Annotated in this window: 21 protein-coding genes; 11 read left to right on the top strand and 10 right to left on the bottom strand. The window is 72.2% G+C overall.

Translation table 11 applies throughout. The features are described 5' to 3' along the window. Positions 1-79 precede the first annotated feature (79 nt). From manD to ACFSL2_RS20670, 4 genes are all read right to left on the bottom strand, one after another. Positions 80-1,294: a D-mannonate dehydratase ManD gene (manD, locus tag ACFSL2_RS20685; protein ID WP_377199642.1), complete on the bottom strand. Its 1,215-nt coding sequence runs from the start codon at positions 1,292-1,294 to the stop codon at positions 80-82. Between the two features lie 114 nt (positions 1,295-1,408). Continuing rightward, positions 1,409-2,275: an endo alpha-1,4 polygalactosaminidase gene (locus ACFSL2_RS20680; protein ID WP_377199641.1), complete on the bottom strand. Its 867-nt coding sequence runs from the start codon at positions 2,273-2,275 to the stop codon at positions 1,409-1,411. An 82-nt stretch (positions 2,276-2,357) separates the two neighbouring features. After that, entirely contained in the window at positions 2,358-3,011 is a 654-nt protein-coding gene (locus ACFSL2_RS20675) for an NAD(P)H-binding protein (RefSeq protein WP_377199640.1), read from the bottom strand. A 346-nt stretch (positions 3,012-3,357) separates the two neighbouring features. Further along, entirely contained in the window at positions 3,358-3,855 is a 498-nt protein-coding gene (locus tag ACFSL2_RS20670; RefSeq protein WP_377199639.1) for a pyridoxamine 5'-phosphate oxidase family protein, read from the bottom strand. Between the two features lie 169 nt (positions 3,856-4,024). On the opposite strand from ACFSL2_RS20670, the gene ACFSL2_RS20665 reads away from it, so the two are divergent. After that, entirely contained in the window at positions 4,025-5,119 is a 1,095-nt protein-coding gene (locus tag ACFSL2_RS20665) for a phosphotransferase family protein (protein ID WP_377199638.1), read from the top strand. A gap of 18 nt (positions 5,120-5,137) precedes the next feature. Here the strand turns inward: ACFSL2_RS20665 and ACFSL2_RS20660 are convergent, their stop codons facing one another. Continuing rightward, positions 5,138-6,376 carry a TDT family transporter gene (locus ACFSL2_RS20660; protein WP_377199637.1) on the bottom strand — a complete coding sequence of 413 codons (1,239 nt, stop codon included), beginning with the start codon at positions 6,374-6,376 and terminating at the stop codon, positions 5,138-5,140. A 50-nt stretch (positions 6,377-6,426) separates the two neighbouring features. Between ACFSL2_RS20660 and ACFSL2_RS20655 the strand changes: the two genes are divergently transcribed. Continuing rightward, positions 6,427-7,353: a LysR family transcriptional regulator gene (locus tag ACFSL2_RS20655; RefSeq protein WP_377199636.1), complete on the top strand. Its 927-nt coding sequence runs from the start codon at positions 6,427-6,429 to the stop codon at positions 7,351-7,353. Positions 7,354-7,378: 25 nt separating this feature from the next. Here ACFSL2_RS20655 and ACFSL2_RS20650 read toward each other — a convergent pair whose 3' ends face one another. Beyond that, on the bottom strand, positions 7,379-7,750 hold the full coding sequence (locus tag ACFSL2_RS20650; protein WP_377199635.1) for a winged helix-turn-helix transcriptional regulator: 372 nt from the start codon (positions 7,748-7,750) through the stop codon (positions 7,379-7,381). An 82-nt stretch (positions 7,751-7,832) separates the two neighbouring features. Here ACFSL2_RS20650 and ACFSL2_RS20645 point away from each other — a divergent pair, with 82 nt between their 5' ends. The 5 genes from ACFSL2_RS20645 (at position 7,833) to ACFSL2_RS20625 (ending at position 10,518) form a co-directional block, all read left to right on the top strand. Beyond that, complete coding sequence (locus tag ACFSL2_RS20645) at positions 7,833-8,243, top strand: RidA family protein (protein ID WP_377199634.1); 411 nt, start codon at positions 7,833-7,835, stop codon at positions 8,241-8,243. Positions 8,244-8,304: 61 nt separating this feature from the next. Then, complete coding sequence (locus ACFSL2_RS20640) at positions 8,305-8,469, top strand: hypothetical protein (RefSeq protein WP_377199633.1); 165 nt, start codon at positions 8,305-8,307, stop codon at positions 8,467-8,469. After that, positions 8,469-9,188 carry a DsbA family oxidoreductase gene (locus ACFSL2_RS20635; RefSeq protein ID WP_377199632.1) on the top strand — a complete coding sequence of 240 codons (720 nt, stop codon included), beginning with the start codon at positions 8,469-8,471 and terminating at the stop codon, positions 9,186-9,188. The genes ACFSL2_RS20640 and ACFSL2_RS20635 overlap by 1 nt, the downstream gene beginning before the upstream one ends. Next, on the top strand, positions 9,185-9,760 hold the full coding sequence (locus ACFSL2_RS20630) for a TetR/AcrR family transcriptional regulator (RefSeq protein ID WP_377199631.1): 576 nt from the start codon (positions 9,185-9,187) through the stop codon (positions 9,758-9,760). Before ACFSL2_RS20635 ends, ACFSL2_RS20630 begins: the two co-directional genes overlap by 4 nt. A 53-nt stretch (positions 9,761-9,813) precedes the next feature. Continuing rightward, positions 9,814-10,518, top strand: coding sequence for a haloacid dehalogenase type II (locus ACFSL2_RS20625; protein ID WP_377199630.1), 705 nt, complete (start codon positions 9,814-9,816; stop codon positions 10,516-10,518). A gap of 17 nt (positions 10,519-10,535) precedes the next feature. Here the strand turns inward: ACFSL2_RS20625 and ACFSL2_RS20620 are convergent, their stop codons facing one another. Next, positions 10,536-11,615, bottom strand: a complete 1,080-nt coding sequence (locus ACFSL2_RS20620; protein WP_377199629.1) for a saccharopine dehydrogenase NADP-binding domain-containing protein — start codon at positions 11,613-11,615, stop codon at positions 10,536-10,538. 114 nt (positions 11,616-11,729) lie between these two features. Here ACFSL2_RS20620 and ACFSL2_RS20615 point away from each other — a divergent pair, with 114 nt between their 5' ends. The 3 genes from ACFSL2_RS20615 (at position 11,730) to ACFSL2_RS20605 (ending at position 13,973) form a co-directional block, all read left to right on the top strand. Continuing rightward, the gene (locus ACFSL2_RS20615; RefSeq protein ID WP_377199628.1) at positions 11,730-12,347 is read left to right on the top strand and encodes a TetR/AcrR family transcriptional regulator; all 618 of its coding nucleotides are present in this window, start codon (positions 11,730-11,732) and stop codon (positions 12,345-12,347) included. Positions 12,348-12,471: 124 nt separating this feature from the next. Next, entirely contained in the window at positions 12,472-13,230 is a 759-nt protein-coding gene (locus ACFSL2_RS20610; protein WP_377199627.1) for a CHRD domain-containing protein, read from the top strand. Positions 13,231-13,235: 5 nt separating this feature from the next. Then, positions 13,236-13,973, top strand: coding sequence for a class F sortase (locus ACFSL2_RS20605; protein WP_377199626.1), 738 nt, complete (start codon positions 13,236-13,238; stop codon positions 13,971-13,973). Positions 13,974-14,067: 94 nt separating this feature from the next. Here ACFSL2_RS20605 and ACFSL2_RS20600 read toward each other — a convergent pair whose 3' ends face one another. Further along, positions 14,068-14,808, bottom strand: coding sequence for an alpha/beta hydrolase family protein (locus ACFSL2_RS20600; protein ID WP_377199625.1), 741 nt, complete (start codon positions 14,806-14,808; stop codon positions 14,068-14,070). A gap of 222 nt (positions 14,809-15,030) precedes the next feature. Here ACFSL2_RS20600 and ACFSL2_RS20595 point away from each other — a divergent pair, with 222 nt between their 5' ends. Further along, positions 15,031-16,455, top strand: a complete 1,425-nt coding sequence (locus ACFSL2_RS20595) for an MFS transporter (protein WP_377199624.1) — start codon at positions 15,031-15,033, stop codon at positions 16,453-16,455. A 79-nt stretch (positions 16,456-16,534) separates the two neighbouring features. On the opposite strand, the gene ACFSL2_RS20590 is transcribed toward ACFSL2_RS20595, so the two are convergent. Both ACFSL2_RS20590 and ACFSL2_RS20585 read right to left on the bottom strand, forming a co-directional pair. Further along, on the bottom strand, positions 16,535-17,437 hold the full coding sequence (locus ACFSL2_RS20590; protein WP_377199623.1) for a F510_1955 family glycosylhydrolase: 903 nt from the start codon (positions 17,435-17,437) through the stop codon (positions 16,535-16,537). Positions 17,438-17,649: 212 nt separating this feature from the next. After that, positions 17,650-18,456 (bottom strand): C40 family peptidase, encoded by an 807-nt coding sequence (locus tag ACFSL2_RS20585; RefSeq protein ID WP_377199622.1) that lies wholly within the window; start codon positions 18,454-18,456, stop codon positions 17,650-17,652. Positions 18,457-18,482 lie beyond the last annotated feature (26 nt).

Here is an 18,482-nt window from a genome sequence, read left to right as displayed (position 1 = left end):
AGTCTGCCCCACGACTACCTCCGTTCGTCTCTGCACACGTGGTTCGGCGCCGGAGCGATCCCGGATGGGGTGACCCCGGTCACCAGTCGTGGACGGATCCGTCCTGGAGGCGGTTGACCGGGAGGTAGCCGGGCACGTACGGATGGGCGGCCGCGAGCTCGGCGTCCAGCTCCACGCCGATACCGGGGGCCTCGCCCGGGTGCAGGTAGCCGTCGTCGAACGTGTACGCGTGCCGGAAGACCTCGTTGGTGCGGTCCGTGTGACCCGAGTACTCCTGAATGCCGAAGTTGTGGATCGCGAGGTCGAGGTGGAGCGCCGCGGCCATCCCCACCGGGGAGATGTCCTCGGGGCCGTGGACGGCGCTCTTGATCCCGCGCTGGCCCGCGTAGTCGAACAGCTTCCTCAGGGGGCTGACGCCGCCGAAGTGCGTCACGGCGGAGCGCGCGTAGTCGATCAGCCGCTCGTCGATCAGCGTCTGGTAGTCGAACACGGTGTTGAACACCTCACCGACCGCCAGCGGCGTCGTCGTGTGCTGCCGCACCAGGCGCAGCGCGTCCTGGTCCTCGGCGGGCGTGCAGTCCTCGAGCCAGAACAGGTCGTACGGCTCCAGGTCCTTGCCGAGCCGGGCGGCCTCGATCGGGGACAGCCGATGGTGCGCGTCGTGCAGCAGCGGCAGGTCCGGGCCGAACTCGTTGCGGACCGCCTCGAACACGCGCGGGATGTACCGCAGGTAGGCGGCGGTGTCCCAGTCCTCGACGACGGGCCGGGCGAGCACGTCCGGTGCCGACCCGTCGGCCGACGTCGTGGTGTGCACCCCGTAGACCGACTGCAGGCCCGGGACTCCGCTCTGGACCCGGACGGCGCGGTAGCCGCGCTCCCGCAGCGCCCGCACGGAGTCGAAGATCTCGGGCAGGCTCGAACCGTTCGCGTGGCCGTAGGCGCGGATCCGGTCCCGGCTGGCGCCGCCGAGCAGCTGGTACAGCGGCAGACCCGCGACCTTCGCCTTGATGTCCCACAGTGCGACGTCGACCGCGGCGATGGCCGCCATGGTGACGGGCCCCCGACGCCAGTAGGCGCCGCGGTAGAGGTACTGCCACGTGTCCTCGATCCGGTGCGGGTCCCGACCGATCAGCAGGGGTGCGACGTGGTCGCGCAGGTAGCTGACGACGGCGAGCTCGCGGCCGTTGAGGGTGGCGTCGCCGAGTCCGGTCACACCGTCGTCGGTGGTGAGCTGGAGCGTGACGAAGTTACGGCCGGGCGAGGTGACGACGACCTGCGCGTCGACGATCTTCATGCGGAGACTCTCTGTTGGCGGGAGCGGCTGGCCGGATCGAGGACAGCACCGGTCGGTCACTCGACGGCACAGTAGCGCGCCGCAACGGTAGGTTCTGCACCGGGCTCCGCCAGGTCAGCACTGGTCGTAGACGTACGCGGCGTCGTCGGGTCCCACCAGGCCCCGGTCGCGCAGGATCGTCAGGGGGGCGCGGTCCGCGCCGGCACAGACGACGTCGAAGCTCTCCGGCAGGTTGTCGGTGTACTCGATCTGCAGCACGTGCTCCCCGTAGACCTCGGTATAGGCGGCGCACTCGTCGTAGGCCGCGCACTCCTCCGTGACCGCGAAGTCGAAGCCGACCGCGCGCGCCGCCGGCGTCGCCTCGGCCGCGTTCTTCTGCCCGATGGCGAGCCCCGACTCGTGCGCGAGCGCGACGTAGGAGCGGGCGAGCGCCAGCGCGTCCTCCTGCTCGACCAGGCCCGTGCCCGGGTCGGTGAACCGTGTCCACGTGTCGAGGTTGTCGATCTCCACCGCGTCGAAGCCCGCCTCCGCGCACCCGGTGACCACCGGGCCCAGCACGCCGAGGATGCGGTCGCGCTTCGCCTCGGTGGACGGGTCCAGCACGTACTCGTCCGGCCAGTCCGGGTCGACGACGAGCTCCCCTGCGGCGTCGTGCAGCAGCAGGTCCTCGTTGCCGTCGAGCCAGCGGTCCGCCTGGCCGGGCTGCGTCTGGAACCCGTTGACGTAGCAGACGCCGTACGCCCCCGCGGCGGGCTCGGCGGTCGCGTCCCGCACGACGACGTCGAGCCCGCCGTCGAGCTCGTAGGCGGCACCGAGCTGGTAGTCGAACCTGCCGCTCGCCGGCGGGAGCGTGACATCGACGGCAGGCGCGGACCCGGCAGCTTGGCCGGCGCTCCGTCCCGGCTCCTGCCCCACGTTCGGGCCGCCCTGGCACGCGGTCAGCGTGAGGGCGAGGAGGGCGACGACGATCAGCTGCGGCATCCGGCGATCGTAGGCGGAGCGGCACGAGGCGACGCGCCGCCGACGACCCCGTCCGGGCGGCCGCACCCGCCCGGACGGCCGGTCAGACCTCCGTGACCGTGACCGCCTCCGCGATCGACGTCCCCCCGTTGCCGAACGGGATGGTGCGCCCCACGGTGCTGTCGTCCGCGAGCACCGCGGCGGCCACCGCCGCGACGTCGGCCCGCGAGACCCGCCCGTCACCAGGGTTGACCACCTCGATGAGTCCCGTCGGCTCCTCCATCGTGAGCGGCCCGGGCTGCAGGATCGTGTAGTCGAGGGCGGACGCCCGCAGGTGCTCGTCCGCCGCGGCCTTCGCCTCCGCGTACGCGAAGAACGAGTTGTCCTCCGGCACGCCGTGGTCGGGTCCGGCGCCGAGGTACGACACCATGACGTAGCGCATCACGCCCGCCTCGTTCGCGGCGTCCATCGAGCGCATCGCGGCGTCCCGGTCGACGGCGTAGGTGCGCTGGGGGTTGCCGCCCCCGGCGCCGGCCGACCAGACCACCGCGTCCTGTCCCTCCACCACCGTGACGAGGTCCTCGACATCGAGATTCTCGACGTCGGCGATCAGCGGGATCGCGCCCGTGGCCGCGACCTCGTCCTGGTGGTCCGGGTTGCGGATCACGCTCGTGACGACGTCGCCTCGCTCGACGAGCAGAGGGGCGAGCCGGAGCGCGATCTTGCCGTGACCACCGATGATCAGAACACGGGACATGGTGCTTCCTTCCGTCAGGTTCGGCTCCAGGCTATGCCGGGTTGCTGTCTTGGTCGGTTCGAGGACGCCGAACCGCGGGGTGGCGACTGCGACAGCCGAGCCGCACGTTGAACGTCATGGCTGGCGCCGAACCGCACGATGCTCGTCACCGCCAGCGCCGAACCGCAAGATCCACGTCACCCACGCCGCCGAACCGCACGATGTTGGTCATGGTCGGCGCCGAACCGCAGCGTTCTTGTCGATACGGGACCTGATGGACGTGTTCACTTCGGTTCGGCGCCTCCGACCACGTTCAACGTGCGGTTCGGCACCCGACAACCACCCGACGGCCAGCACACCCGCCCGCTCAGGCGTGCTGCCGCTCCTCGCGCTGCCGCACCAGCTCCTCGACGGCGCTCGGCAGGGTCGTCTCGAAGTCGATCAGCTTCACCCACGTCGGCGTCACGACGATCCGGATCATCCCGTCGTAGAGCGAACGCACCTCCGCCTCCCACGCCACCCGCTGCTCAGCCGTCATCTCGTAGCTCGTGTTCGCCTCGAGGTACTCGTCCGGGATGCCGTCCACGACGTCGAGCTCGGCGGAGCCCCGGATGAGCAGGATCTTCGGCGGGTGCACCTCGGTGTCGATGGTCAGGGCGACCATCGGGTTCGCCCGTAGGGACGGCAGCTTGGGCGCGTTCTTCGTGGTGCACATGACGATCTCCGCGCCGTTCCAGACGAAGGCGATCGGGACGTTGCGCGGCGTGCCGTCCTTGGCGACGTAGGCCAGGCGGGTGAGGTCCCGGCCCAGCAGCTCCTGGCTGATCGGGTGATTCAGGATCTCCGCGATCTCGTTCTGTTCCATCGTGATCACTCCCGTTGTCGTGCGGCCCCTCATGACCGCTCTCACCCCTGGGACGGAGCTGATGCCCGGCCCTCGACACCCGCATCAAGAATGGAATTTCATTGTTCCCCGCGTCATGGTCGGATGTCCTTCGTCCGAGTCTGCACAGCACCGCCGCCGTGAGGAACAGATGACCGAGCGCCCTCTGCCCGACGTCGAGACGATCGAGGCCGCCCTCGCCTCTCACGAGGGCCCCTGGGGTGCCGGCGTGCGAGTGCTCTCGGTGCGGGACCTGTCCACCGGACTGGGTCAGGCAGCCGTGCTGCGGGTGAGTGCCGCGGCACCACAGACCTGCCCGGCCCCGTGGATCGTCAAGATCCTGGGTTGGGGCCGCCAGACCCTGCTGGACTCGAGCGACCGCCTGCTGGACCGTCGCGAGGCGCACTTCTACGGCAGCGGCGTGGCCGACCTGCTTCCCGGCGGGCTGACGACGCCATCGGGCGCGACGGTCTTTCGCCACCACGACCGCACCTGGCTCGTCATGCGGGACATCGGCGCCGTCCTGCAGCAGACCTGGACCCCGGACTCCGCCATGACCGCGGCCCGGCGTGCCGCCCTGCTGTACGTCCCGGGGACGGTACGCCCCGGTTTGCTCGACGCCCCCTGGCTCGAGCTGGCCGGCTACGCCGCGTATGCCCATCACGTCCCGACCGGCCACGACAACCTCGACACGCTGGCCCACGACGCGCGGCTGCGGGCCCTGTTCACGCCCGAGCAGGTCCACGCCCTGCACCACTGCCTGGATGCGGCCGAGGAGCTGGGCCGACGTGCCGCGGAGCTGCCCGCCACCCTGGTGCACGGCGATCTCACTCCCCGCAACGCCGGCCTGGACCCGTACGGCGCTCTCGCGCTCATCGACTGGGAGCACGTCGGCGTCGGGCCCGTGGGATTCGATCTCGGCACCTTCGTCTCGCTCTACCGCGGCTTCGGAGGCCACGGCGAGCTGGACGAGCCGGCCCTCCTGGAGGCCTACGGCGGAGCGGTCAGCGAGCTCGCCGGCACCGACCTCCGCCCCGCCGCAGCCCTCGGGGTCGCCACCGCGCATCTGACCTGGGGCCTGCACCTCCGCCTCGGTCCCGGGCTGACGGCGGTGCGCCAGGGCCTCAACCGCGATGCCCCGGCCGAGCTCGCGGCGCACCTCGACGACATCCGGTCGGGCTGTCTCCGCGCCCTGTCCTGGGCGGGCGCGGCAGGCGCGGCGGGCGCCGACACCGTCCGCCGCTGACACCGCCGCCCACCGGGCTCAGCCCACGGAGCTCATGGCGCGCGGATCGCCGAGCCCCTCGGCCTGCGCCGCGCCCGCCGGCACCACTGGGCCCCCCAACACTGTGCCCGCCCCCACCTGCACCACGCCCACCTGAGCCACCACCTGCCCGGCCAGCCGGGCCTCCACCTGTCCCGCCACCTGAGCCTCCACCTGAGTCACGGCCCGCGACCCGGCGAGGCTGTCCCAGGCGGTCCGGACGGCGACGGTCACCCACGCCGCCACCAGAGCCGCGAAGAGCAGCACGGACAGCACCACCAGCGCCGTCAGCCCGGTGTGGGCGGCCAGCCCGGCGGTCGCGGTGACGCACGTGCCGACCGGGAAGGTGAACGACCACCAGGTCAGCGAGAACGGCAGTCCTCGCACGGCGGCCCGCAGCGTGATCGCGGCAGCGATGCCCGCCCACATCAGGGCGAAGCCCAGCACCGAGACACCGAAGACGATGGCGAAGGACATGAGCCCGCGGTCGAAGCTCGCACCGAACGTACCGCCGGCATTCGCCGCCAGCAGGTTCGCCGCCGTGACCGACTGACCGAGCGGGCCGAGCGCTATCCACAGGGTGGGGACCATCCTGCTCGCGCCCACCTGGTGATGCATGAGCCGGCCCCAGAGCTGGGGAAGGACCACCAGCGACGCGATCAGGCTCAGCCCGAACATCGCGTAGCACGCCAGCAGCATCGTCTCGCGCGCCTCGCCGGGCGGCAGGTACGGCAGCAGGAGCGCCCCGGTCGCCGCGGAGACCATGGGCGGGACGACCGGCATGAGCCATCCCGCGAACGCGGAGCCTGCCGGGTTCTGGTGCCGCGTGAAGGCGAGGTACGGCACGGCGACCGCGCTGACCAGGCCGGCGACGGTCCCCACGGACCAGAGCACGGTGTCGATGGCGACGGCGGCCTGCAGCCCCACCACGTCCCGCCCGACCAGGAGCGTTCCGGCGCCCACGGTGAGCAGCGCCATCGGCGGAGCCCCGTAGAAGTGCGCCATCACCGGGTCGGCGTGGTGCGCACGCGCGGCCGCGGGGTGCCGCGCCCAGTGCAGCGCCGTGGCGGTCAGGAGGAAGAGCAGCATCGCGGACGCGAGCAGCCATACGCCCACGGCACCCTGGCGCAGGCCGGGGAACTGGGCCGGCAGCGTCGCCGCGGAGGTCGCGACGATCCCGGTGCCCATCACGGAGGCGAACCAGTTGGGGGTCACGTGGGCGATGCTGAAACGGGCCATACGCCTCAGTCTCCCCAGCGTCGGGGCCGCCCGGTATCCTCAATCTCATTGTGGAACCACAACCTCACGTTGTAGCCGGGAGCGGTGTCGACCTGCCGGCGCTCCGCCTCCTCTCGGCGATCGCGGAGGTCGGGTCGATCACCGCGGCCAGCAGAACGCTGGGCATCACCCAGCAGGCCGCCTCGACGCGGATGCGCCGGCTCGAACGCCAGCTCGGGGTCGCCCTCCTGGTCCGGAGCCCGCGCGGTAGCTCGCTCACCCTCGACGGCACGATGGCCGCCCAGTGGGCCGCCGAGACCGTCGAGGCCGCCGACCGGTTCGACGCCGGTGTGGCCGCGCTGCGGACGGCGGGGCACGCCCGGCCCTTGGCCATCGCCGCGAGCCTCACGGTCGCGGAGTACCTGCTCCCTCGCTGGCTCATGACGCTCCGGGGACGCGACCATACCGAGCACGCCATCTCCGTGACCGCCACGAACAGCGCGCACGCCATCGAGCTGGTCACCGACCGTAGCCACCAGCTCGGCTTCGTCGAGACGCCCACGGAGATTCCCGGCCTCCTGACCACCACCGTCGCCAAGGACGAGCTGGTCGCCGTCGTCGCACCACAGCATCCCTGGGCCCGACGTCGCGGCGTGAGCGCCGCGGAGCTCGCGCGCACGCCGCTCGTCACGCGCGAGAAAGGCTCGGGCACCAGGCTCAGCGCGGAACAGATCCTGGCCGACGCCGGGCACGAGATCCCGCACCCGCTGGCCGAGCTGCCGACCACGGCCGCCGTCCGCACGGCCGTGGCGTCCGGTGCGGCCCCGGCAGTGCTCAGCATCCTGGCGGTCCGGGACGACCTCACGGCCGGCCGTCTGGTCCGCGTACCCGTCAAGGGCCTGCGCTTCGTGCGCGAGCTGCGGGCCATCCGTTCGCCGGGGGCCGCGCCGTTGCCCCAGCTGGAGACGCTGCTGTCCATCGCGGCCCGGAACGGCTGAGCCGGCGGCGCCCGGACCCTGCGGCTCAGTCCTCGTCGTCGAACCGTGCGCGCGCCCGCTCGACGTCCGGCATGTTCGCCCTGCTCCAGTGGAACAGCGCGTCGATGAGGTCCTGGATGGACCGGCCGAGCGACGAGATGCGGTACTCGACGGCGACCGGACGTGAGCTCACCACGACGCGGTCGACCATCCCGTTGCGCTCGAGGCGCCGCAGGGTGGTGGTCAGCGACTTCTGCGTCACCACGGGGATGGCCCGGCGTAGCTCGTTGAACCGCAGCGGCTGCTCGCACAGCTCGTCGAGCACCTGCAGCGACCACTTGTCGAGGACCTGGTCGAGCAGCTCCCGATGGTGGACGGAGATCTGGATGCGTTCGGCGGGTTCGGTGGTATCCGGCATGAAACCTAGTCTCGTTGAAGTTCCCTTCGGACACCAAGTACACAAGGGATACCTGCTTGACCCACCAGCGAAGGGACCTCCCATGACCGTGCAGCTGCTCACCCCCGAAGGCATGTTCCAGCCCGTTCCCTACCACCACGTCTCGATCGGCACGGGCAGCCGCCATGTGCACGTGGCCGGCCAGATCGCCCGCGACGCCGAGGCGAACCACATCGCGCCCGACGACCTCGCCGGCCAGGTGGCGCAGGTGCTGCGCAACACGGCCCGCGGGCTGGCGGGTGCCGGCGCGACCTTCTCCGACGTCGTGCGCCTGAGGTTCTTCGTCACCCACTGGGACCCGGAGACGATCGACGACTTCATGGCGGGCATCGCGAGCGTGACCGAGGAGCTGGCGCTCCCGCAGCCGCTGCCGCCGATCTCCGCCATCGGCGTCGACCACCTGTTCGAGCCCGACGTGCTGGTCGAGGTCGAGGCATACGCGATCCTCGACTGACCACCTCGGCCATGGGTGCGATCTTGACGGCGCGGTCAAGATCGACCTAGGGTTCTTGACCATGACGTCAAGTAACACGACCGCGGAGCCGGCCCCGGCGGCCGACCTCCCGGCAGAGCAGTCCCCCGAGGCCGTCGGCGACGGTCCCGTCAACCCGTCACCGTTCGAGCTCCTGCCCACCGGCGAGGCGTTCGGCGTCTGCGACCTGGACGGAGTGTGCTCCTGATGGCCGGCGAGAGCCTCGGCCAGGCCGCGGACCGGCTGGTGGTCGACGTGTGGAGCGACGTGATGTGCCCGTTCTGCTACATGGGCGACACGCTCCTGGACCAGGCGTTGCAGAAGTTTCCGCACGCGACCGGCGTCGAGGTGCGGTACCACAGCTTCCTCCTGATGCCGGACCTGGCCGACGACGCCGCCCCGGTCAGCCCGTCCGAGCTGCTGTCGGCCAAGCACGGCGTTCCGCTCGAACAGGCGCAGGCCATGAACGACCAGGTCACGGAGCGCGCGCGGCAGGTAGGACTGGACTACCACCTCGACCGCGCGCAGGCCGTGGGCACGCGCACCGCGCACCAGCTCAGCCACTTCGCCGCCACGCAGGGCAAGCAGCACGAGATGGTTCGGCGGCTGTTCGAGGCGTACTTCACCGAGGGGCTCAACATCGCCGACCACCAGGTGCTCGCCGGCCTGGCCGCCGACGTCGGCCTGGACCGCGACGCCGCCGGCGCGGCCCTGACCAGCGGCGAGTTCGCCGACGCCGTCGAGGCAGACATCCAGCAGGCCCGGCAGTACGGCATCCAGGGCGTTCCGTTCTTCGTGTTCGGCGGCAAGTACGCCGTCTCGGGCGCGCAGCCGGTCGAGGCGTTCCTCCAGGCACTGGACACGAGCTGGGCCGAGGCCGCCGGCTCGTCCGGCACCGTCGACAGCGTGGCCGGCACGGGTCGATGACCTCGGACGCCCCTCGCCTGCGTGCCGACGCGCGGCGCAACGTCGAGGGCATCCGCACGGCTGCCCTCGACGTGTTCCGCGCGCACGGACTGAACAGTCCGCTCGACGAGGTCGCGCGGGCAGCCGGGGTCAGCAAGGGCACCATCTACCACCGCTTCGGGGGCCGCCAGGGCCTGATCGACGCCGTGGTCGAGGAGCTGGTCGCCGAACGGATCAAGGGCATCATCACTGCCGTCGGCGCCCTCGACGACCCCGTCGAACGGTTCGAGAGCTACCTGCGACAGATCTGGCTGCTCCAGTACGACGAGCCCGCCGCCAACGACGTGCTGCTCCGTACCCTGCCCGGCTCCGAACCGCTGGCCGCCCTGTGCGAGCACGCCAGCGCGGCGGCCGGAGGATTCCTCCGCGACGCCCAGGCGACCGGAGCGATCCGGGACGACCTCACCCCGGAGGACGTCTACCTGCTCATCTGGGAGCGGGGCATCATCGCCCGCGCCTGCGCCGAGCAGCCCCGTGCCGGCTACCGCCGGCGCCTCGAGTACACCCTGCGCGGTCTGCGCAGCGCCCCGTAGTGGGAGCAACCGCGCGGCCCGTCCGGCCTGCCCACGTCGTCTACGGTGGAGCGATGGAACCTGCGACGGAGGGGACGGCCCGACCGACCATCGTGTTCGATGTTCTGGGCACCCTGGTGGACCAGACCGGAAGCATGGAACGTCGCGTGTCGGCACTGATCGGGCTCGACCGTGGCGCGGCGGCAGAGGTGGCGCGCCGATGGCTGGGCCACGTCGCCGAGCAGGAGCGCGCGATCGTGGAGGGACGGCGCGCGTTCGTGCCCAGCCACGAGCTGGATCGCGAGGCCGTCAGCCTGCTGGTCCGCGAGCGCCTCCTGCCGGCCGACCGCGCGGACCGGGTCGCCGACGCGTCGGAGTGGCTGCAGCCCTGGTCCGACACGGTCGCCGGCCTGGACCTGCTCTCGGCCGACGTCACGGTGCTCGGCCTGTCGAACGCGAGCCGCCGGGTTCTCACGGGGCTCAGCGCCCATGCCGGGCTGCGCTGGCACCAGCTGCTGTCGGCCGAGGACGCGGGCACCTACAAGCCCGGCCGCGCGGTGTACGAGGTGGCGATGGCCGCCACACCTGCCGACTCGGGCGTGCCCTTCATGGTCGCCGCGCACGCGTGGGACCTGCGGGCGGCCGCGGCGGTGGGGATGCGGACGGCGTACGTGCCGCGCGCCGACGGCGATCCGCCCGGCCCCGGCGACGCCTTCGACCTGCGGGCGACCAACCTGCTGGACCTGCACGCGCAGCTGCTCGACCTCGGGCCCGGGTAGCCCTGGGGCGTACGTGGTCAGGTGAAGGTCCCGCCCGCCTCCACGGCCAGCTCCGGCCCGAACGCGACCCCGGGCGTGTGGGCACCGGGCTTGCCCTCGCCCCGAGCGAGGCGGGCCGCGACCCCGGCGGCGACGGCGGCGGTGAAGTCCATCGCCTCGCCCGCCCGTAGCCAGCCCTCCCGCTCGGTGCCGTCGGGCCAGGTGACGACCGCGTGCCCCCAGGTGTGCTCGCGAGGTCGCGGCGCAGCCTTGACCGTCATCCGGCCGATCCGGTCGACGGCCAGGCGTCGCACGGCGGGCACGGACAGCAGCGCCCCGAGCAGGGGCAGCAGCGCACGCACCGCTGGTGCGGTCGGGACGAGCATCGAGGTGGCGATCACGGACGGTGCACCGCTCGCGGCGCGTGCCCCGTAGAGCTCGCCGGTGGGCCCACCGACGGTCGTGACGACCTCGCCGTCGGGCAGCGTGAGGCGATAGGTATCGGCTCCGAGCCTCGTGCGCACGAGCCGGCCGCCCTCGTAGCGGCGTCCGCCCGTCGCGATGACGTCGACCATGCTGGCGGCCAGGGCTGTTCCCAGCCGGCCCTCCTCCATGGCGACCGACGCGAGCGCGTCCACGCGCACCCTGCTCGGGGCAGGCCGGCCCGCGCACAGCCTTGCCACGACGGCCTCGGTGCCCAGCACGCCGAACCCCGCGCCGGTGACCAGGGTGCTGCCTGCGTCCACCGCGTCCTGGTGAAGCTCGGAGAGCTGGGTCATCGCGTCCAGGTCGGAGGCGAAGTCGACGTAGTGGCCGCCCGGCAGGCAGGCGCGGACGATGGGTAGCGCCGTCCTGGCGTAGTCGCCGATGGTGTTGACCACCACGGCGGGCCGCTGCCGGGCGATCTCGGCCGCGATCGTCTCGGCCGTGTCGGCGACGACCACCTTCGCGTCCTCGCCCAGCCCGAGCGTCGCACCGACCTGTCGGAGCCGTTCCCGGCTGCGCCCGACCAGCACGGGCGGCGCGCCGTCCTGCGTCAGCCGGGCCGCCACCGCCCGGCCGGTCCGTCCCGTCGCGCCGAGCACCCACACCTCGTCGGACCGATTGCTTGATTCCATCAGGGTCTCCTGTTCTCCGGCCCGGCCTGAGCCGGACACGACTGATGACACTGTGTGCCATCACTGAGACTAGCACTGACGACACTGGGTGTCATCAGTGCTAGGATTCGGAGCATGGCGAGATGGGATCCCGGAGCGCAGGAGCGCCTGACCGAGGCCGCACTCGACCTGTATCTGGAGCGCGGGTACGACAACGTGACGGTGGCGGACATCGCCGAGCGCGCCGGCCTCACCCGCCGCTCCTACTTCCGCTACTTCCCGGACAAGCGCGAGGTGCTCTTCCCCGGCGCGGAACGGCTGCCCGAGATCGTGGGCGAAGCCGTCCTCGCCGCCGACCCGGCGGCCGCACCGCTCGGTGCGGTCCTCGCCGCGCTCCACCAGGTCGGCGCAGAGGTCGCCGAGCACGTGGACCACGCCCACGCCGTCCGACGCCGGGCGGTGATCGATACCTCCGCCGAGCTCCAGGAGCGCGAACGATCCAAGTCCGCCGCCGTCGCCGCCGCGATCGACGAGTCCCTGCGCCGGCGTGGCACCGATCCCGGCACGGCAACCCTCGTGGCGCAGGTCGGGTCCGTGGTCCTCGGCCTGGCCTTCCGCCGCTGGGTCACGGCCGGCGAGGCCGCCTTCTCCGCCGGGCTGCACGCGGTCGTGGAGGATCTCCGGTCGTCGCTGGACGCCGCAGCCGCCACCACGCAACCGGACGCCGGAACCACCTCGGGTTCGGCCGGCTGACCTGGGCAAAGACAACTTCTTCAGTTTTTTCTTCCGGTGGGCCCATCCGGATCGGCACTCGCTCCGAACCTCCGATGCCCAACAAAAGGCGGCACCATGTCGCCGGTACACAGGAGGATTCCTCATGCGTAAGACACGACTCGCAGCCATCGCGGCCGGCGTGGCCCTCGTCGGCCTGCCCTTGGCAGCCGGGCCTGCCAGTGCTGACGACCACGGTGGTGAGCTCACCGCCGAGCTCTCGCAGCTCAACGACTCGGGCGCGTCCGGCACCGCGTGGGCCAAGGTCGACGGCACCACGGTGGAGATCAGCCTCGAGACCCAGGGCCTGCTCGACGGCGCCCCGCACGCCCAGCACATCCACATCGGCGGGCAGAACATCTGCCCGTCCAACGACCAGGAGGGCAACGGCTTCGAGGGCGCCCTGCAGACCAGTGACGGAGCCGACCAGTACGGCGCCGTCGCGGTGTCGCTGACGAAGGAGCCGGGCAAGACCGGTGCGGACGCCGCACTCGACGTCCCGAACTTCCCCGCCGGGGCCAGCTACTCCTACTCGCGGACCATCGAGGTCTCCGATGAGCTGGCGCAGCAGATCGCCGGCGGTGACGGCGTGGTCGTCGTCCACGGCGTCGACCACGACGGTTCCGGCAAGTACGACGGTGACACGAAGTCGGACCTCGACCCGAGCCTGCCGTCCGAGGCGACCGACCCGGCCGCCTGCGGTGAGCTCAACGCCGCCCAGATGAGCATGCCGCACGGCGGCGTCGAGACCGGTGGCGCCAGCACGGCGGGCATCGAGTACCCGGCCGCCCTCGCCCTCGGCACCCTGGCGCTGGGCCTCGGCGGTATCGGCCTCGTCGCCGCCCGCCGCCGCGCCACCAACTGACGCACATGGGACTCGGGCAGCACAGCGTGCGCCGCCGCCGCCACACCGTGGTGGTGGCGGCGTGCGCCGTCCTGATCGTGGTCGGTGGCGGCGCGGTCACCTGGGCCGCCACCCAGCAGGTGGAATCGCCGCCGGCACCACCGGCGGCCGGCAGCACGACGCCGGCGGAGTCGCCCGCGCCGGGCGTCGCCCCGGAGGACGCGGCCACGCAGCGGCCCGCCGAGCCCTCGGCGCCGAAGCCGGCCGCCGAGAGCTCCTCCCCGGCATCCGGGGTACAGCCCCTGCCCGCCTCGCCGCCCGTGGCGGTACGCATCCCCGGCATCGACGTCGAGTCGCCCGTCCACGGACTCGGCCTCGACGCGGAGGGCAAGCTACAGGTCCCCACCGGGGAGCGTTACAACGAGGTGGCCTGGTACGACGGATCTCCCACCCCGGGCGAGGTCGGCCCCGCCGTGCTCGAAGGGCACGTCACCGGCACCGGTTACGCCCCCTCGGTCTTCTTCGAGCTGGGGAACACCCGCAAGGGCGACCTGATCGAGGTCGACCGGGCCGACGGCACCACGGCGACCTTCGAGGTGACCGAGGTCAAGAGCAGCCCCAAGGACGACTTTCCCCGCATCGACGTCTATGGCGCGACCGACGGTCCGGAGCTGCGGGTCATCACCTGCGGGGGCACCTTCGACCAGGCAGCGGGGCGCCACCTGAACAACGTGATCGTGTTCGCGGAGCTCGTGCAGGCCTGACGGCCGAGAACGGCGACGCCACCGACCGCGATGCCGGGTGCCATGGTCTGGGGCCGTGGCGCCCGGCATCGCTGCGTCCGGGCATCGCTGCCGCTCAGCCCGGCTGGACCAGGTGCCGGGCGAAGAACCGGGTGGCGCTGTCCAGCTCGTGGCGCGGCAGCTCGCCATGCTCACCCGGGTTGGCGTGCAGGGTCTTCTCCGCGGATCCCAGCGCGTCGAACAGCGCCAGGCTCCGGTCGCGTGGGACGCGCTCGTCGTCCCACTGCACGAGGAACTCCACCGGTACGGTGATCCGCCGCGCGAGGTCGGCGGCCGCCCCGAAGGCGCCGCCGAGGCCGAGCACGGCTGCCGTCACCCGCGGTTCCGCGGCGACGAACGGCACGCCGAGCCCGCAACCCAGCGAGACGCCCCAGTAGCCCACCGGGCCGGCGCCGACGTGGTCGAGCTCCTGGACGGCGTCGAGGACCGCACGCCACTCGGGCACGGTCTGACGCGCGGCCAGCTCCTGGAAGGAGCCGACCACCGACGAGAGGTCCTCGCCCGCCGCCACACGGGCCCGGTTCTCGGCGACGATGCGGTCGTACCGCTCGTCGATCCGGTCACCGTGGTTGGGCACGTCGACGGCGACGGCGGCGACGCCGAGCTCGGTGACGAAACGGTGCGCCCGGAACACGACGCCCGGCGCCATCTTGTGCTGACCACCGCCGTGCCCCAGGAGGATCAGGGGCCGAGGGCCGGCCGCGTCCTGGGGCGTCCACAGCACGCCGGGGACGTCACCGAGCTGGAAGATCTGTTCGCGGACGCCGTCGGACGACGTCGGGGAGCTGAAGCGCATAGCGATCGAGCCTTTCGAGTGCCTTCTGCGGGCGCTCCCTAGGCCATGCGAAGGAGGGAGCTCCGACCTGTCTGTGTGCTGATCGGTCTCACCTCCTCGATACGCGGCGCTGCACGGCGGATCCAGAAACTATCACGGAGGTGCACACGCCTGTTGACCAGGTACCCCTCCGAGGTATACACATACCCCCGTAGGGTATCCGGTCACCGAGGAGAAGGAATCATGTCGGAATCAACCACAGCCCCGGCGGGACGCCGCTGGCTCGGCCTCGCGCTCATCGCGGCGGCCCAGTTCGTCGTCATCATGGACACGTCGATCATCGGGGTCGCGCTCCCGGACCTGCAGGCTGAGCTCGGGTTCACGCCCGAGTCGCTGTCCTGGGTGTTCAACGCCTACGTCGTCGCCTTCGGTGGCCTCCTGCTCCTCGGGGGCCGGCTCGCCGACCTGCTCGGTGCCAGGAAGGTCTTCATCGGCGGATGGATCGTCCTCGCCGCCGGGTCCGTGCTCGCCGGCGCCGCCGGCAGCGTCGGCACCGAGATCGCGGGGCGCGCCATCCAGGGTGCCGGCGCGGCGCTCGTCGCACCCGCCGCCCTCAGCCTCCTGATGGCCCTCTTCGGCGGGACGAACGAGCTGCCCCGGGCATTCGCCGTCTACGGCGCGGCCGCCCCGATCGGCGGAACCGCCGGCGTCTTCCTGGGCGGTGTGCTCACCGAGTACGCCAGCTGGCCGTGGGTCTTCTACGTCACCGTGCCCATCGCCGTGCTCGTGGTGGCCCTCACGCCGGCAGCGCTGCCGAGCATCGCGGGCCGGCGCGGCACGGTCGACGTCGGCGGCGCGATCACCGGCACCGTCGGCCTCGCGGCCCTCGTCTACGGCGTCGTCCGTGCTCCCGAGGCCGGCTGGTCCGCGGTCGAGACGCTCGTCGGGGTCGGCGGCGGCGCCGTGCTGCTCCTCGCGTTCTTCCTGATCCAGGCCCGCTCGCGCGAGCCGCTGCTCCGGCTCGGGGTCTTCCGCACCCCGCAGCTCGGTGCGGCCAATCTCGCGCAGCTCCTCCTCGGTGCGGCCTGGGTACCGATGTGGTTCTTCCTGAACCTCTACCTGCAGCAGGTGCTCGGCGCCGGCGCGTTCGCGGCGGGCGCGGCACTGCTCCCGATGACGGTCCTGATCGTGCTCGGGATGACGCTCGTCGCGCCACGCCTGCTGGCAAGGTTCGGTGCTCGGTCGCTGATCACCGCAGGCTTCGCGTTCCTCGCGGCCGGGCTCGTCTGGCTGGCGTTCGCCCGCCCGGACGGCAGCTACGCCGTCGATGTGCTGCCCGCCTCGCTGGTCGCCGCATTCGGTATGGCGCTGGCGTTCGTACCGTCGTTGGGCACCGCCATCGGTGCGGCTCGACCGGAGGAGACCGGCGTCGCCTCCGGTCTGGTGAACACCAGCTACCAGATCGGCTCGGCGGTAGGCCTGGCGGCCCTGACCGTGCTGAGCTCGACGGTCGCCGCCGGCGCCGTCGACCCGGGCGCGCTGACGAGCGGCTACGCGGCCGCGTTCGTCGGAGCCGCCGTCGTCGCAGCGGTCGGGGGCGTCGTCGCCGTCGCGACCCTCCGCGCCCAGGGCGCGAAGGAACCGGAGCCGGAGCTGGTCGCCGGCTGACGGCGCACCGGGCTGAACGAGGACGGGGTGCGGGCAGCACGGCGCGCACCCCGTCCTGCGGGCAGGCCGGACGGAGCCGTCACTGGTCGAGCATCGACGAGAACGTGTCGCCACCATCGGTCGAGACCAGCACAGTGCCGTCGGCAGCGGCGTAGACGTTCGTGGCCGAGTCGATCGTCAGGGCCTCCGGCCGGCCGGGCAGCGCGGCCCGTTCCGTCCACTCGCCACCCGGTCCGCTCGCCGTGTGGACGACGCCGTCCGGCGTGACCCCGGCGAGCGTGCCGTCCTCGGCCCAGCTGACGAAGATCAGCACCGGTGCGGACTCGACGACCTCGAAGGTGGCAGCGGCGTCGGTGCTCCGGGTGAGCCCGTCCTCGGTGGTCGCCACGAGCACGTCGGGGTCCTCCGGGCTGACCGCGAAGTCCGCGATCTCCGCCCGGGTGAGCTCCTCCCAGGACCGCTTGTCGCCGCTGACCAGGAGCTGCCCGGTCATGGAGTTGAGACCGTAGACGCGGTCGTGGCGGTACTCGAGAGCATGGAAGTCGGCCGCACCGCTCAGCGAGAGCGTCTCCCAGGTCTGCCCCGCGTCAGTACTCTCGATGAGGCCCACCGAGCTCGGGCCGCCCTGCCCCTCGCCGGGGTGACCGCTGGCCAGGAACTGGCCGGGCCCGGCGACGGTGAACCCCATGTAGTCCTGCACCCGGTCCCCGACCCTGGTGACGTCGCCGTCGGCGACGCGGAACAGGCCGTAGTGCGTGCCCGCATAGACGGCTCCGTCATGAGGATCGATCCCGATCCCGTGAATGTGCTCCATCTTCGGTGCCGCCCCGCCGCCGGCATCGCCGTGGGCATGGCCGTCGCCGTCGTCGTCTCCGCGGAGCAGGTTGTCGGCGGCCAACCTCGGGATCATGAGCGCCGCCACCACGAGACCTAGGGCGAGCATGACCGCCACGATCATGGCGACGGGTCTTGGTCGAGCCACGGCTGAGGCCTTTCTGTCGGGCGCCGGGATCCGGCGCCGGGTAGCTCGTGCCGACGGCTGAGGAGGTGCTGCCGGTCAGCGCACCAGGACGCGGCTGCCGCGTCCGTGCGCACGAGATGTTCGGGTCGAGCGGCGCTCGTCAGAAGGGGCCGACGGGTCGCCCGGTGGTGGGGTGAGAGGCAGGCCTGGGCCCGCCCCTCACCCCGCAGGGGTCAGCCGACGCGCAGGACGACGGGGTTGGACTGCCAGACCTCGGTGTACCGGACGGACTGGCCCGGGACCGGTGCCTCGATCTGCATGCCGTCACCGGCATAGATCGCGATGTGGCCGGGCGACCAGAGCAGGTCACCGGCCTGGGCCTGGGACCACGGCACCTCGGTCCCCGCGTAGCGCTGCTCCGACGAGGTGCGGGGAAGATCGATCCCGACCTGCGCGAACACGTACGACGTGAACCCCGAGCAGTCGAAGCCTGACGGCGTGGACCCACCCCACAGGTACGGCACCCCCAGGTACCGCATCCCGATCGACACGACGGCGGAACCGGCAGCCGACGCGGGGATGTTCACGGCCGCTGCCTCCGCGGCTGCGGCGGCCTCCGCGGCGGCCTCGGCCGCTGCCTCGGCGGCGAGCTGCGCCTGGTACTCCTCGTTCTCCTCGGCGGAGACGACCGAGACGGCGGCCGTCTCGACCTTCAGCTCCGCGTCGGGGGCGACGGTGACCACGGGGGCCGCCGCGACCGCCTGGCGCGCCTTCGCGGTGAGCGCGTTGAGATCGGTCGCGTTGAGCGCGCCGCTCACTGTCTTGCCGGCGGGCAAGGTGTCGGCCGGTGCTGCCTGCGCCGGGGCGGCGACCAGGGACAGCAGCATGCCGGAGCCGGCGGCGGCCAACGCGGTGCGACCGGCGAAGGTCGTCACCTGCTCGGTGGCGGCACGGGCGACGTGCGCCAGGACCGGGCGGCGTGCCGCTCGGTGGCGACCGCGGCCGCGCACGGTCGGGTTCGGGTTGAAGCTGGGCTCCATGAAAGCTGGGACCTTTCGGATCGGAG

It is taken from the genome of Promicromonospora aerolata (assembly GCF_042682255.1).
In the GTDB taxonomy this organism is placed as follows: Bacteria; Actinomycetota; Actinomycetes; order Actinomycetales; family Cellulomonadaceae; genus Promicromonospora; species Promicromonospora aerolata.
The sequence above is the reverse complement of the archived record's forward strand: the minus strand, read 5'-3'. Positions and strand labels throughout refer to the sequence as shown.

Coding starts and splice junctions, on each gene's coding strand:
- ACFSL2_RS20615 (WP_377199628.1), top strand. CDS start 11,730: ATGGCGAGATGGGATCCCGGAGCGCAGGAGCGCCTGACCGAGGCCGCA.
- ACFSL2_RS20640 (WP_377199633.1), top strand. CDS start 8,305: ATGACGTCAAGTAACACGACCGCGGAGCCGGCCCCGGCGGCCGACCTC.
- ACFSL2_RS20625 (WP_377199630.1), top strand. CDS start 9,814: ATGGAACCTGCGACGGAGGGGACGGCCCGACCGACCATCGTGTTCGAT.
- ACFSL2_RS20665 (WP_377199638.1), top strand. CDS start 4,025: ATGACCGAGCGCCCTCTGCCCGACGTCGAGACGATCGAGGCCGCCCTC.
- ACFSL2_RS20645 (WP_377199634.1), top strand. CDS start 7,833: ATGACCGTGCAGCTGCTCACCCCCGAAGGCATGTTCCAGCCCGTTCCC.
- ACFSL2_RS20595 (WP_377199624.1), top strand. CDS start 15,031: ATGTCGGAATCAACCACAGCCCCGGCGGGACGCCGCTGGCTCGGCCTC.
- ACFSL2_RS20660 (WP_377199637.1), bottom strand. CDS start 6,376: ATGGCCCGTTTCAGCATCGCCCACGTGACCCCCAACTGGTTCGCCTCC.
- manD (WP_377199642.1), bottom strand. CDS start 1,294: ATGAAGATCGTCGACGCGCAGGTCGTCGTCACCTCGCCCGGCCGTAAC.
- ACFSL2_RS20605 (WP_377199626.1), top strand. CDS start 13,236: ATGGGACTCGGGCAGCACAGCGTGCGCCGCCGCCGCCACACCGTGGTG.
- ACFSL2_RS20620 (WP_377199629.1), bottom strand. CDS start 11,615: ATGGAATCAAGCAATCGGTCCGACGAGGTGTGGGTGCTCGGCGCGACG.
- ACFSL2_RS20670 (WP_377199639.1), bottom strand. CDS start 3,855: ATGGAACAGAACGAGATCGCGGAGATCCTGAATCACCCGATCAGCCAG.
- ACFSL2_RS20630 (WP_377199631.1), top strand. CDS start 9,185: ATGACCTCGGACGCCCCTCGCCTGCGTGCCGACGCGCGGCGCAACGTC.
- ACFSL2_RS20585 (WP_377199622.1), bottom strand. CDS start 18,456: ATGGAGCCCAGCTTCAACCCGAACCCGACCGTGCGCGGCCGCGGTCGC.
- ACFSL2_RS20680 (WP_377199641.1), bottom strand. CDS start 2,275: ATGCCGCAGCTGATCGTCGTCGCCCTCCTCGCCCTCACGCTGACCGCG.
- ACFSL2_RS20635 (WP_377199632.1), top strand. CDS start 8,469: ATGGCCGGCGAGAGCCTCGGCCAGGCCGCGGACCGGCTGGTGGTCGAC.
- ACFSL2_RS20675 (WP_377199640.1), bottom strand. CDS start 3,011: ATGTCCCGTGTTCTGATCATCGGTGGTCACGGCAAGATCGCGCTCCGG.
- ACFSL2_RS20610 (WP_377199627.1), top strand. CDS start 12,472: ATGCGTAAGACACGACTCGCAGCCATCGCGGCCGGCGTGGCCCTCGTC.
- ACFSL2_RS20650 (WP_377199635.1), bottom strand. CDS start 7,750: ATGCCGGATACCACCGAACCCGCCGAACGCATCCAGATCTCCGTCCAC.
- ACFSL2_RS20600 (WP_377199625.1), bottom strand. CDS start 14,808: ATGCGCTTCAGCTCCCCGACGTCGTCCGACGGCGTCCGCGAACAGATC.